This is a genomic window from Paraliobacillus zengyii, assembly GCF_003268595.1.
GTDB lineage: Bacteria > Bacillota > Bacilli > Bacillales > Amphibacillaceae > Paraliobacillus_A > Paraliobacillus_A zengyii.
This window is the reverse complement of sequence record NZ_CP029797.1, coordinates 560,927-575,118: the sequence shown is the minus strand read 5'-3', so window position 1 is coordinate 575,118 and position 14,192 is coordinate 560,927. Positions and strand designations below refer to the sequence as shown.

Sequence of the window (14,192 nt, the reverse complement as noted above, 5' to 3'; positions counted from 1 at the left end):
ATTCAAATAAACATAGTGTACTCATTTATCCTTCTGTGTAGTTAGACCATTTACGGTGGTCAGTAGAAACTCTAGAGCCTTATTCTCAAGATTATACGACGGTTCTCTTTTTATTAAATTACATTTCTTATGATACTAAGGAATTGAAAATCAGTCAAGCTAATAACGAATATTAATTTAAAAAGACACAACCATCGTTCGGTTATGCCCTTTCGTCATTCAACTTCATTCAAATTATTCCCATTCAATCGTTGAAGGTGGCTTACTCGTTATGTCATAGACAATGCGATTGACATGATCTACTTCATTAACAATTCTAGTTGATACTTTCTCTAGTACTTCCCACGGGATTCTCGCCCAGTCAGATGTCATCCCATCAATGGAAGTGACAGCTCTGATACCAATTGTATGGTCATATGTTCGAGCATCACCCATCACACCAACACTTCTGATGTTTGGAAGGACAGTAAAGTACTGCCATATATCACGGTCAAGTCCAGCTAACTGAATCTCTTCACGCAAGATTGCATCAGATTCACGAACGATTTCAATCTTTTTGTCGGTAACTTCTCCTAATACACGGATCCCAAGACCTGGTCCAGGAAACGGCTGTCTCCAAACAACTGCTTCTGGAAGACCTAACTCTAAACCTAATACACGAACTTCATCTTTGAACAATGTATTAAGTGGTTCAAGTAATTCAAATTGCATATCTTTTGGTAATCCACCAACATTGTGGTGGGATTTTATTGTTTGAGCTGTTTCCGTTCCACTCTCAACAATATCTGTATAGAGCGTTCCTTGTGCAAGGAAATCCATATCTTTCAAACGCTCTGCTTCATCATCAAAAACATAAATAAATTCATTTCCAATAATTTTACGTTTTTCCTCTGGATCTATTACACCTCTTAATTTACTTAAAAAGCGCTCTTGTGCATCTACTTTTATGATATTCATATTAAAGCCATCTTGGAATGTTTCCATCACCATTTCGCCTTCATTTTTACGTAAAAGTCCATGATCAACAAAAATACATGTTAATTGATCGCCTATAGCTTTATGAATAAGAGCCGCTACAACAGAAGAATCTACTCCACCACTTAAGGCGCACAGCACCTTGCGATCGCCTACTTTTTCTTGTAATTTCTCTACTTCTTGTTCAACGAAGTTTGCCATTGTCCAGTCACCCGTGCAGTCACATGCGCCAAAAACAAACTGCTTTAACAAATCATTGCCATAGACAGTATTTCGTACTTCAGGATGGAATTGCACACCATATAAATCTTTTTCATTATTGCTCATTGCTGCAATTGGTGTAGATGAACTAGTAGCTTCTATTACAAAGTTAGCTGGAGCTTCAATAATTTTATCACTATGACTCATCCAAACCGTTTGTTCATTTGGCGTTCCTGTAAACAATCTCGCTTGATCTGTTACCTGAATATCCGCTTTACCATATTCGCGTTGATTGGCTCGCTCCACCTTGCCTCCAAAATGATGCGTCATTAGTTGCATACCGTAACAGATACCAAACACCGGAATATCTAAGTCAAAAATCCCCTCATCACAACGGAAACTATTCTCGTCATATACGCTATGTGGTCCACCAGAAAGAATAATGCCTTTTGGTGCCATCGCTTTTATTTCTTCAGCTGTTAGCCGATGAGAATGCAGCTCACTATATACACCAAATTCTCTTATACGCCTTGTTATTAATTGGTTATATTGACTCCCGAAGTCTAAAACAAGAATCAATTCGTTATTTACTTGCACGTTAGTCATCTCCTCCATCCATCCCTATCTTTCCTACCTTCTATATACATAGAATCTGCCTCCTATATAATATAAGAAGGCAGATTCTGCACACACATCAATCAATCCGCCTCCATAGTCAAGATATTTAAGGTATCTCGCTAGAAACTCTCGAACCATATTTTCGAGTATATACAGAGGTATTAATAATATTTATATCATTCTATCAGTGCCTTATCTACTGGTCAAGACCATAAACGCTTTAATACGTTTTCCCATAATTCTTGCATTTTTACATTGTTTTTAAGGTCTTGTTCATTTCTATATAAAGCACGCTCGTAAAAGTTCGTTAATTCACTCATTTGCTTTGTTTCAAAATAAGCATCCACATCTCTAGCATATTCTCGAAGCGTTTGTTGTTTTGTTTTATTTATTCCTTTATGCTGTAATACACGTAACAGAAAATGATACGCCTTATCTAGCGATTGTTGATCCTTAAATGTGTTATATCGTCTTACATAAATAAAACTTAACCAACGATATCGTGTAAAAATCGCTAGACTAACCAAAATCATAAGAACGATGACTACGATAACAGGGAAGTACCATCTATCATTTTGCGTTGCGCTAGAACCTACTGTTTCTTCTTTCTCGTCTATCTCTTGTGCTTGTTCTTCCTCTACTTGTTCTTCTTCCTCATCTTCGGTTGCAGTTTCTTCTGTTTCTGTATCATTATCTTGATCTGTATTTGTTTCTTGATAAAAGTCAACAGTATTAGAAAAGCCGATAGTCGGTTCAAAAGGTACCCAACCTACGTCAGGAAAATAAACTTCTACCCATGAATGTGCATTTCCGTTTGTTACTTGATACGTATTTTCTGTATTTGAAGTGATCACTTGGTCATTAGCAATTTGACCACCCGTAAAACCTTTGACCCAACGCGTTGGTATGTCTAAAGAACGTAACAGTACAACCATTGATGTTGAAAAGTTATCACAATAACCAATTTGTGTTTCAAATAAAAATTGATCAACATAATCATCATTGCGACCGGGTATAGCGACATCTTCTGTTTGATAGTCAAAACCATTTTGACTAAAGTAGCGTTCGACGGACTTTGCTTTGTCATAACGTGTCTCATCATCCATTGTAATGCTTTCTGCTAAATCAACTACACGGTTCGGAAGTTCATTTGGAAGTTGCAAATATAAATCTGTTATATGATTCGGATCATTATCCCCTGCATTTTCTAATAGATTTAACGAGAAAGAAGGATACTGATATACGATATCATGGGTAGCTAAAACTCCCTGTTGCTCGGGGCCTTCCGCTTCAATTATACCAGTCTGTTGATCTAGTAAATAACTCACCTGATCAGCCCCACTGACTTTTTCAATCCCATATGGATAGACAACTTTTGAAAAATTCACTTCATCGGTATATTGAATGGTTCCATTTAATTCACGTGTTTCTACTTCATCAGAAAATAACGCTAAATCGATATTCCCATTCGTCTGTGCTTGATAATCTAAATCTGTAGACCGCTCCCATCCTTTTCCTGTATACCTATCTTTCGATTCAATACGCCAATAGTGACTTCGTTCTACTCTCGCCTCAAAGACCAGTGTATCATCTTGTATAAAAGAGCCACCTAATTGCGAATCATCTTCCCCATAACCAACTTTCTGTAATGAGCTATTACCACCTTCCCCAAAACCTGCATTTTCAGCAGTACTGGTTAAAAACGGTACTGGATCAGGCCATTTAGGATCAAATTTAGGTGCACTATAACCAAGTAACGTTACTAATGGTAAGAGGATAAGAACAGGAATAAGGATAGATCCAAACCACTTGCCATAGTGTGGTCTTACAGATTCTTTCTCCATCTGATTTGAGAATCCTGATATCGCTAATGCAAACATCGAAATGATAAATGTCCTCACAATAGAAGCGTCAGCTTGATAGACCGTAAACGTATCTAAAACTGTCAGATAGATGAATGTGAGTATGATAAATAAGGAGACTCGTTTTACTACAACAAACCAATAATAGAGCAAGTAACTCATCAACCAGAGTAAAATAAGAAACAATAAGCTTCTAAAAAATGGCGTCAACTGGTACCATTGATGATCTCCAATCATTTCCGCATTATACTGTATTTGAAAGACAAAGTCTTTAAACCATTGTTGTGTTCCTATCGTTTGTTGAAGAAACAAGCCATCTATTATAAACAACATCCCTATTATTTTTAAGGGACTTGAAATCCACCACTTAACTTTTAAAGTGGAAAGAAAAAAACAAAAAACCGCATATACGATGAACATCGTAATATTACCTGTATCCGAAATGAATTCTAATGGTCGAAGCCATTCCCAAAACAAGATAAATCCACAAAGATACAGTAGGATTGAAAAGACAAGCGAGGGATTCCAAAATCTTTTATGGTACTTCATTACATACTCACCTCAATTACATCTTGGCGTAGAACATCTTCTGTTATTACATCTACGATCATCCCGCCTAATCGCATTTGTTGGATCAATCGGTTGTCTTCCTCTGACAGCAAATAAGATGGTTTAGATATATATATAATTATTTGTTTACTTTTCTGTTGTACTTGTTTCAAAGCTTGTACCAACGCATGGTCTACTTCTGTTGTTAATATAAGAATAAATAGATTACTAGGCATCTGGTTTATATGCTCTGTTAACTTCATTGCAAATCGACCATTTTTATGTGGTTTTAAAGTGGCCAGCTGATAATGAAGCATCTCTTTCATACTAGCTTGTTGCGGAGGAAAATAAGCTACTTCACTACCTAAAGACAATAAACCTATATTAGTAGATTTCCTATCAAAATAATGGACGATTGAACGCGCCAACACAACACTTGCCTCAACACCCATCCCATTAAAACTCTCTGAATAACTTGTATCTAAAACAAGGAAGCCATCTGTGCTTTTTTCTTGTTCAAATTCTTTTGTCATTAAACTTTGCTTTCTTGCTGTTGTTTTCCAATCTATCCAAGAGAATCTATCCCCTGGCATATATTCTCTTACACCTGTTACAACATGTGTGTTTCTGGATTGCAAAGAATAAGAGGCTTTAGCACCTTCCTCAAAGTTATTCCGTTGCTTTTTGATTGCTATTTCTTTTTTCTCTGGGTACACAACGATACTATTTTCCACTGAAAAGGTTGCTGTTTTCTCCATAAAACCAAAAATATCACTTGTCTTTATCATTACTTTATCGAAATGATGCGCACCGCGTGGTAAATCTGTAAATCGATAAGACAAACGAATTTTTCTTTTAAACAGTGGAAACACGGCTTGTTTATTTTCCGTTTTTCTTGGCTGGGCTTTATCATTAACTTTTTTCCAAACCATGTTTGATTGATAAATTGGTTCTAATGAAGCAGAAAAACAGTCTTCGATTATAAGGTATGGTAAAAACATTCCAATTTTTCTTTCTAAATCTATCGTCACTTCCACACTATTACCAGCCTGGGTGACATTTCTTGAAAGCGTACGTTTCACTTTCCAAGTCGACAATGGATAAAGTAAGAAAATAAGGAAATAACAAAAAACGGGTAAAAAAGCATAAAAAAGAAATCCACTAACAAATCCACCTTGAAACATCGTGTATGAAAATAAAATTCCGAAAAGAAGACTTAACTGGATCAGCTTTCCACTTAGCTTTAAACCACCCTTCATTAAGAAAATTCCTTCCGCATTGGTATAGATACAGTTACTATCAGTTGAGTTATAAGATTGTGAGCATCTAGACCTTCAAATTTCGCTTCAGATGTTAAAATAATCCGGTGTGATAATACAAATGGTGCTAAATATTTCACATCATCCGGTAACACATAATCACGGTTATGAATAAAAGCAAAGGCCTTGGCCGCTTTCATTAAAGCAATAGACGCCCTTGGACTAGCACCTAAATAAATGGCATTATCTACTCGCGTTCTTTTAACTAATTGAATAATATAGTTCTGAACAATTTTATCAATATATACTTCTTTAACTTGCTGTTGTAATTGCAATAATTCAGTTTTATCTAATACAGCGTCTATTCTTTCAATTGGGTGCTGTTTAGCCGTAGCCTCTAACATTTGCAATTCTTGTTCTTCAGTTGGATAACCCATTTTTAATTTTAATAGGAAACGATCTAGTTGTGCTTCTGGTAGGGGATAGGTTCCTTCATATTCAATTGGATTTTGGGTCGCCATAACAAAGAATGGTCTTTGTAAGTTAATTGTTTGACCATCAACTGTTACACTTCTTTCTTCCATTGCTTCCAATAAGGATGACTGTGTCTTTGGAGATGTTCTATTCACTTCATCTGCGAGAACAATATCTCCCATTATGGGTCCATTACGAAATTCAAAGTTTAATTCTTTTGGATTATATATGGATACACCTGTAACATCAGATGGTAATAAATCTGGGGTGAATTGGATTCGTTTAAACTCACAATCTAGAGATTTAGCTATTGTTCGCACTAACATTGTTTTACCTACTCCGGGTACATCTTCTAATAACACATGTCCTTCAGCTAATAACGCTACAATACTTAGAGTACTAACTTCTTCCTTACCAACAATAACTTTATTAATATTATCTAGTACCTTTTTAATTTGTGGATGATAGTCAATTGTCTGGTGCGTCATGAAAGCTGTTCTCCTTCCAACTTACTTATTTTAATAAAAAGTTACTTTCTATCTACTAACTATATTACAAGAGGGTTTCGATATTGCAAGTAGAGTGAATAGGAAATTCAAGGAATGACATGCATTGTTTTTTGAAAGAGGTAGACACTTCATCAAAAAAGTAGCCTACCTTTACTTATTACTAACCAATAATCATCTTTTCCGTTGGATAACGGAATACGTCTTTTTGTACTTTCCCTCTAATTATAAATAAGAAGGAGAAAATACCGATTCGTCCAACAAACATTAAAAACATAATTACAGATTTACCAAACGACGATAATTCTGGTGTAATGCCCAGCGATAATCCTGTTGTTCCAAAAGCAGATGTTACTTCAAACAACACAGCGATCATTGGTAGATTTTCCGTTGCCGCTAACACAATAGTCGAAACGACACACAACATACTTGCTGTGGTAATAACGATAAAGGAACGCATAATATCTTCTTGATCAATTTGCCTACCAAATACTTTAATTGTTGTATTTCCCTTCGCATAGTTATAGATACTTAGTAACATAATTGCGAATGTTGTCGTCCGAATTCCACCACCAACACTACTCGGAGAGGCACCAATAAACATTAACCCACTAATTGTCAATAACGTCGGAATAGAAAATTCATTCATGTCCATCGTTGCTAGACCACCATTTCTCGTAGTAACGGACTGGAACAAACTATAAAATAATGATTCATGCCATGTTTTATCCATAAAGAAATTCGTTCGTTCAAACACGAAAATAAGAACAGCACCAATAATAACTAATGAAAAGAATGTAATTGATGTCAATTTCGTAAATAAAGAAAATACATTTCTTTCATTAACACCTTCATGTTTACCACGTATTAACTCTTGTACTTCAATTAATACTGGGAATCCAATTGCGCCTAATATAAGTAGTACCATATTAATAAATTGCACAAAATAATCGTTAGCGAAAGGGATTAAAGAATTACCTGTTATATCAAATCCAGCATTTGTTGTTGCACTAACAGCACCAAAAAATCCTTGTATAAGGGCTTCTTGCCACGTATCAAAGTAAGTCAAAAAGTAAGTACTTAATATTACAGTACCGATCAACTCAATAATTATAATAATTTGTAATATTTTAAGCATTAATTTAACAAGTCCAGATAAAGTTGTCCTGTTTTGATCAATTCGGATTAACTGTCTTTCTCGAAGACCAATTTTCTTGCCGAAAAGAATATAAATAAATGTTCCTAAAGTCATAATACCAATGCCACCAAATTGCAAAATAAAAGCCAATGCAATATGTCCTGCAGTATTAAACGTTTCAGCTGTTGAAACAACTGTTAATCCTGTTACACTAATCGCACTGATCGCCGTAAATAATGTATCAATAAACGATAATGTGATGCCGTCCTCTTTAAAAAAAGAGAAGCTTAGTAACAGGGTGGAAAATGCCACTGCCGATACATAAAACAACACAATTAGTTGTACGGTGGAGAGTTGCTTCGTAATTTTGAATGGCTTGGAAAATAGTTGCATAATGAAGCTCCTTAAATGATAGTAGCAAAACTAGTTGTAAGTGTACCATATTATGAATTGATTGAAACTACTTTTGGATAAATAGACTACACGCTTTTGATTCTTAATTATAAGTTTACCTAATCCTAACAAAAAACACCTTAAACTTATATCTACTTTATATAGATACAAAATAAGATGTTTTCATTCCTAACTATCTTTCTTATACAATTCATTATAACGACGGTTTTGACGATAACCATACGCTACATTTCGGACTAGCTCTTCATTTTCCACACCTGCACCAATTGATCCAGCTAATGTTGCTACAGAAGTCGCTAACCAAGCAAGATCGATAAAGTTTTTTAAATCTACCGGCCCATCTAAACTTGCTTTTTCACTAAACAGTTCTGGTGGTACGAAAAAACTAACTGCCATTAAAAAGATGATGAATAAAACAACATAATAAAATAATACAGCTAGTAAAAGTGTGCTAATTGTTACTTCATTATAAAGGCGCCTCAATTTCTTTTTACTTTTCGATGCTTTACCTTCCCACAAATGATGCGAGGTGATCATCCAAATTACCATACTTAATACGGCAACAAACATTAAACTAATCAATCTTGTATAAGTAAAAGCCGCACTAAGCTCCCAAAGCGTGGGGAAAACAAGAACATAGGCACCAGTAGCAAACGCTATCGCAATGATTGGTTTAAATGAAGAGATTATTGACCAAGGTCGATTTGCCCTCGTCATTCCAAAAACCAGTCTTAGCAAACCATTAATTCTTGGGGTAAGTACGTATCTTATGTCCGTTTCATTCATTCCAACAGGTGCGGTGATTCTGCGAATAGGTGAAAAACGAAAGGGTCGTTTCCACTCATCCTTTTCTTCGTTCAAGGTCTGCTCATACATTTCCCTTACAATTTTAACAAACGTCTTTTTAACACGACTTCGCATTGGAGTAAAACCGAATGCTGGAAGGGAAATACGAGCAATATTTTGATGAAAATTAATATCTGATAACACAATATCTTTTTCAGCAAAAAGCGGTAAATCTGTTAAACATATAGCGTAATCCCAATTATTTTCTTGTTTTATGTCAATAGCTTCATCAATAACTTCCTTAGCCGTTTCTGCAGCTCCTGTTAAAGGATCAACGACTATCTCAACTTCCCATTCAACATTTCCATCAATCCCCTTAGAGATTATATCAGGTAATTGATTGATAATGTCATTTGAAATTTCCTGTGGTAACTCAGGTGCAGCGATTAATCCAATTCTAATTTGACTCATTAACTCACCTACTTACTAGTATTTCCATTATATAAATTACTACCCAATTGTAGCCATAGCTAATCATATAATAATGATTTCATTGATTTTCAGTAGAATTAATGAGATAATTCCTTTAAAAAATGAATAGGGGCATTTCTGTGATCAATAGCAAAACAACCAAAAGTTATTTATTCGAAAAAGCTTTGGATCATACTAAAGTTGGATTGATTATTACCGATCCATCCTTACCAGATAACCCAGTAATTTTTGCTAATCAAGGATTTACGAAGATGACTGGTTACAAGGAAGCCGAAATAACAGGGAATAATTGTCGGTTCTTACAAGGGGAAGAAACAGACCAAGCTGCGATTACTAGTATACGCGAGGCTGTATTAAAAGAAAAAACAGTCACCGTTCAACTATATAATTATAAAAAAGACGGAACGGGATTTTGGAATGAACTAACAGTTGATCCCATGTGGATAGAAGAGGAACAAAAACTTTATTTTGTTGGCGTACAAAAAGATATAACCATCACGAAAGATAAAGAACGGATTTTAACCGAGACATTGAGTGAAATGGAGAAGATTTCTACACCAATAGTTCCAATAAGTGATGGTGTTTCTATTTTACCGTTAATTGGTTCCATTGACCATAATCGGCTAGATAAACTTTCAGAAACTATATCGAATTATTTAACGAAATCAAAGGATAACTATTTAATCTTAGATCTATCCGGTTTATATAAAGTAGATACATATGTAGCATCTTCTATCCTTAAGATGCACAATTTAACCTCATTAATTGGTACACAGCTTGTCCTTACTGGTATTCGGCCAGAGTTGGCAATCAAGACAATAGTTATCGGTGAAAAATTAAAACATCTGCGAACGTATCGGACAGTAAAAGATGCATTGGTTGCTTTAGTTAACTAAAAATAATAAGGTTGTTCATCCTTAAATGGGTAAACAACCTTATTTATTTAGGTAATTCCCAATCAATTTTTTTCTTACCAAACATTTTCAAATACTGATTGGTAGTTGAAAACGGCTTACTACCATAAAAACCTTTATATGCAGACAATGGACTTGGATGTGGTGCTTTAACAAGATAATGAAGTGTCTTATCAATGAGTGATTGTTTTTTCTGAGCAGCAGCTCCCCATAAAATATATACAATAGGAGTCGTTTTTTTATTTAATAACTCAATTACATTGTCAGTGAAAATTTCCCATCCCATATTTTGATGTGAATGTGCTTTTCCTCCTCTTACTGTTAACACATTATTTAATAGTAAAACACCTTGTTCTGCCCATTTACCTAAATGGCCATGATTTGGTATTGGACAACCAATATCATTATGTAATTCTTTAAAAATATTTCGAAGTGAAGGTGGAATATTCACTTCTGATTTAACAGAAAAACTGAGTCCATGTGCCTGATCTGGTCCATGATAAGGATCTTGTCCAAGAATAACTACCTTCACATCTTCAAAAGACGTATAATGAAAAGCATTAAAAATACTATCCATCTCCGGATAGATAGTATTTTGTTTATATTCCTTATCTAGATAGCTAGTTAATTTCTGAAAATAAGGCTTCTCCCATTCTGCTGCTAAAAGTTCTGCCCAATCGTTTTTTACTATTTGTTTATTCAACTTAATGACAACTCCTTTTACACTTTACTTACTTTCCTCCGTATTCAACCTAACTAATAGTCTATAAAAAAGGGCTTCCCAACCATACTCTGATTGAAGAGCCCTTAATATTCTTTACGAATGTTGATAATAATTGTAGTTAAATTATCATTTTCTTGCTTCTCTAACTATGTTAACATATTGGTTTGCATATTCGGTAATCTTTTGATAATCTCCTGTTTTAGCTGGTGCAACCAAATTACCACCTACTCCAACTGCTACAGATCCGTTCTTAATCCATTGATCAACATTCTCTAAATTCACTCCACCGGTTGGCATTATATTTATTTGGGGAAGTGGTGCTTTAACCGTTTTGACAAACTCAGGGCCATATACTGTACCAGGGAATAACTTAACAATATCAACCCCCGCTTCTAAGGCTCTTGTCATTTCAGTCATTGTCATACATCCTGGCATATAAGGGATTTGATATAGATTACATAGTTTCACTGTATCTGCAGCAAAAGCAGGACTAACAACGAACTGAGCTCCTGCCAGAATTGCCATTCGTGCTGTTGCTGTATCAAGTACCGTCCCCGCACCAATCACCACTTCATTATTATCTTGATATAACGCACGTAGTTCTTTTATTACCTTTTCCGCACCTTGGATAGTAAAAGTAATCTCAATACCTTTAATGCCTCCTTCAACACACGCTTTTGAAATAGCAATAGCTTCTTTCTCTGAATCTGCTCTTACAACTGCCACAACGCCACATTCAGTAATCTTTTTTAACACATTTATTTTATTCATCATTTTATTCAATTCCCCTATCTATTTAGAGTAACTAGTTAATTGGTATTTATATAGAACCTAATCTATAATTAATTTACAAACGAATTAATATAACGTATCATGGTAATGGTTTTTACAAGTATTAATAACGCTCTCATTAGTTTGAAATCTTAGATGCTTTTTAAATTAAAAGTATCTAATACAAATACATCAAATACTTCTTTTAAATAATTTAAAAAGGTAGGTTACTTATGTCGAATGTCCAATCGCTAGAAAGAGCTTTAAATATATTAAATAAACTTTCTGAATATCCAAATGGGATACAAATTGTTCGATTATCTGAACAAGTAAATCTAACGAAAAGTACAACACATCGATTGTTAGCTACTTTACTTGATATGAATTACGTCGTAAAAGATCCAGAAACTGATAAATATAAACTTGGTTTACAACCTCTTTTTCTTGCTAGAAATCTTTTGAATAACTTAGATGTCGTCAGTATAGCTAAACCACATTTAGAGAATCTGGCTAAAGAAGTCAATGAAACGATTCACTTATGCATTGAAGATAAAAAAGAAATTGTCTACATAGATAAAATCGAATCAAATCAAACAATTCGAATGTATTCCCGTATAGGGAGTAGAGCACCTATGTATTGTACAGCGGTCGGAAAAGTATTACTTTCAGGTATGGATCAGGACCAATTAGAAGAAACAGTCTCAAAAATGGAGTTTATCCCCAAAACACAAACGACAATAACTTCTAAGGAAGAACTCTACAAAGAAATCAATTTAATTAAAGATCAGGGTTATGCATTAGATAATTCTGAAAATGAAGAAGGTTTAACCTGTATCGCTTCCCCAATTCTTAATCATCAAGGGGAAATCGTGGCTAGCTTCAGTATTTCAGGTCCGAGTAATCGCGTAACAATGGACTTTATAAATAGTACTTTGATCGAAAAAGTAAAAGAGTATAGCTTGATAATCTCTCGAAATCTAGGATGAAAGAAGAATAGCGTTCCCTAAATCTACAATAGGGAATGCATATTTACATTTAAATAAGATACATCCACTTTCACAAAATTATATTAATTTTTTTTAACTTATTGTTTTATGCTCTTCTGATACTACCTGTACCATTTCCTTCTTCTTCATATATTGGGACCACAATGCGGTTATTATGGGTACTAATATAGATGTCACAATTACGGAAGTTGCGACTAAAGCAGTTGCTGATTGGGCAACATTAAAAAATTCAGGCTTCATTTCAGCAATTATCATTGGATTTGCCACTGCAGCACCAGCTGTACTAGAAGCAGCAATTCCAGCTGTACCATTTCCCCCACCAATAAATTTATCAGCTAATATTAATGGTATACCTGTAATTAATATTACAATAATACCTAGTAATATGCCGGCAAAACCGGCTTTTGCAATCACTTTTAAATCAATAGAACTCCCTAAAGCAAATCCAAAAAACGGAATCATTGTATACGTAGCTTTACTAAAAAAGTCACGTGAATCAGGGTCTAGATTACCAAGAGCAAAACCAATTAAGAAAGGTAATAAAGCTCCTACAAATATTTGTGGTTCAAATACAGCCAATCCAGTACTTCCTAAAATCAACATAGTTACCAATGGACCAGATTCAATTGACATTAAAACAAATGCACCTGCTTCTTCTTTTGTTCCATACTGTTGCATAATAGAAGCATAAAGACCACCATTTGTCATGTCCATTGCAGCAATTAACGCAAGTACGGAAAAGCCAGCAAATACACCTGTTTGTATGCCGCTCTCTGGAATGAATAACGTGGCTATATAGGCAACAATCCACGCAACCAATATCTTTGTTAATACAAGCGTTCCTGATTTTCTCAAAACAGTACCGGTAGATTTCAGTTTGATACCTGCACCCATGCAAAAAAACCATACTGCTAGAATCGGCACTGTTCCGGTCATCAATCCATTTGTAAATGATCCAAAATACTCACCTGCATTTGGTGTGAATGTATGAATTACTGCTCCTGAAAATAGTGGAATTAACATTAAACCTCCTGGTACTTTTTCAATCGTTTTCATAATTCGCATTATAATTTTCCCTTCTTCCAATTTACGCGTATTTTAATAACTACAATTTGTTTCGTTATTGTTGTTTTTATCTGATTCAGTTTAAAAGATAACCCTTACATTTCTCTTTATTCCTCCACAATGATAGTAACGAATTGATAACCATAACCGTTACTATTGGAAAAAATATAGATTTGCTTTGATACAACAAATTCTTAAAATCCTTATCGTTCTAAATAACACTCGATTAACCTTCTAGGCATCTACTAATTATCACACTCCTATAATAAAATTTTTACCTTAGTTCCGTATTGCGGAACTTCGTTTCATTTAATAATTATATCATTATTCTGTTTATATTAACAACTAAAATTTGACAATACTATGAACATTATAACGTGTTATAATGTGCAAACTTACCTAAGAATTTAAACTAACCTGAAACAAAGCTCTCAGGA

11 protein-coding genes and 2 riboswitches are annotated in these 14,192 nt (G+C 34.6%); of the genes, 2 read left to right on the top strand and 9 right to left on the bottom strand.

Annotated elements, in window-relative coordinates:
- Positions 1–19: 19 nt before the first annotated feature.
- Positions 20–119: riboswitch (purine riboswitch) on the bottom strand.
- 115 nt (positions 120–234) lie between these two features.
- The 6 genes from guaA to DM447_RS02890 all read right to left on the bottom strand — a co-directional run bounded on the left by guaA (position 235) and on the right by DM447_RS02890 (position 9,253).
- A complete protein-coding gene (gene guaA / locus DM447_RS02915; RefSeq protein WP_112182634.1) occupies positions 235–1,782 on the bottom strand; it encodes a glutamine-hydrolyzing GMP synthase in 1,548 nt (515 codons plus the stop codon).
- A gap of 86 nt (positions 1,783–1,868) precedes the next feature.
- A riboswitch (purine riboswitch) is annotated at positions 1,869–1,970 on the bottom strand.
- A 27-nt stretch (positions 1,971–1,997) separates the two neighbouring features.
- Positions 1,998–4,205, bottom strand: coding sequence for a DUF4129 domain-containing transglutaminase family protein (locus DM447_RS02910; protein WP_112179817.1), 2,208 nt, complete (start codon positions 4,203–4,205; stop codon positions 1,998–2,000).
- On the bottom strand, positions 4,205–5,464 hold the full coding sequence (locus DM447_RS02905; RefSeq protein WP_112179816.1) for a DUF58 domain-containing protein: 1,260 nt from the start codon (positions 5,462–5,464) through the stop codon (positions 4,205–4,207). The genes DM447_RS02910 and DM447_RS02905 overlap by 1 nt, the downstream gene beginning before the upstream one ends.
- Positions 5,464–6,426, bottom strand: coding sequence for an AAA family ATPase (locus DM447_RS02900; RefSeq protein ID WP_112179815.1), 963 nt, complete (start codon positions 6,424–6,426; stop codon positions 5,464–5,466). Before DM447_RS02900 ends, DM447_RS02905 begins: the two co-directional genes overlap by 1 nt.
- A 181-nt stretch (positions 6,427–6,607) precedes the next feature.
- Complete coding sequence (locus tag DM447_RS02895; protein ID WP_112179814.1) at positions 6,608–7,975, bottom strand: TrkH family potassium uptake protein; 1,368 nt, start codon at positions 7,973–7,975, stop codon at positions 6,608–6,610.
- A gap of 189 nt (positions 7,976–8,164) precedes the next feature.
- Entirely contained in the window at positions 8,165–9,253 is a 1,089-nt protein-coding gene (locus DM447_RS02890) for a hypothetical protein (protein ID WP_112179813.1), read from the bottom strand.
- A 140-nt stretch (positions 9,254–9,393) separates the two neighbouring features.
- On the opposite strand from DM447_RS02890, the gene ytvA reads away from it, so the two are divergent.
- Entirely contained in the window at positions 9,394–10,170 is a 777-nt protein-coding gene (gene ytvA / locus DM447_RS02885; protein WP_241964553.1) for a YtvA family blue-light photoreceptor, read from the top strand.
- Between the two features lie 43 nt (positions 10,171–10,213).
- On the opposite strand, the gene DM447_RS02880 is transcribed toward ytvA, so the two are convergent.
- Complete coding sequence (locus tag DM447_RS02880) at positions 10,214–10,891, bottom strand: uracil-DNA glycosylase (protein WP_112179811.1); 678 nt, start codon at positions 10,889–10,891, stop codon at positions 10,214–10,216.
- A gap of 147 nt (positions 10,892–11,038) precedes the next feature.
- On the bottom strand, positions 11,039–11,683 hold the full coding sequence (locus tag DM447_RS02875; RefSeq protein ID WP_112182633.1) for a bifunctional 4-hydroxy-2-oxoglutarate aldolase/2-dehydro-3-deoxy-phosphogluconate aldolase: 645 nt from the start codon (positions 11,681–11,683) through the stop codon (positions 11,039–11,041).
- 233 nt (positions 11,684–11,916) lie between these two features.
- On the opposite strand from DM447_RS02875, the gene DM447_RS02870 reads away from it, so the two are divergent.
- Positions 11,917–12,669: an IclR family transcriptional regulator gene (locus DM447_RS02870; protein WP_112179810.1), complete on the top strand. Its 753-nt coding sequence runs from the start codon at positions 11,917–11,919 to the stop codon at positions 12,667–12,669.
- A 93-nt stretch (positions 12,670–12,762) separates the two neighbouring features.
- Here DM447_RS02870 and kdgT read toward each other — a convergent pair whose 3' ends face one another.
- Positions 12,763–13,755 carry a 2-keto-3-deoxygluconate transporter gene (kdgT, locus tag DM447_RS02865; protein WP_112179809.1) on the bottom strand — a complete coding sequence of 331 codons (993 nt, stop codon included), beginning with the start codon at positions 13,753–13,755 and terminating at the stop codon, positions 12,763–12,765.
- Positions 13,756–14,192 lie beyond the last annotated feature (437 nt).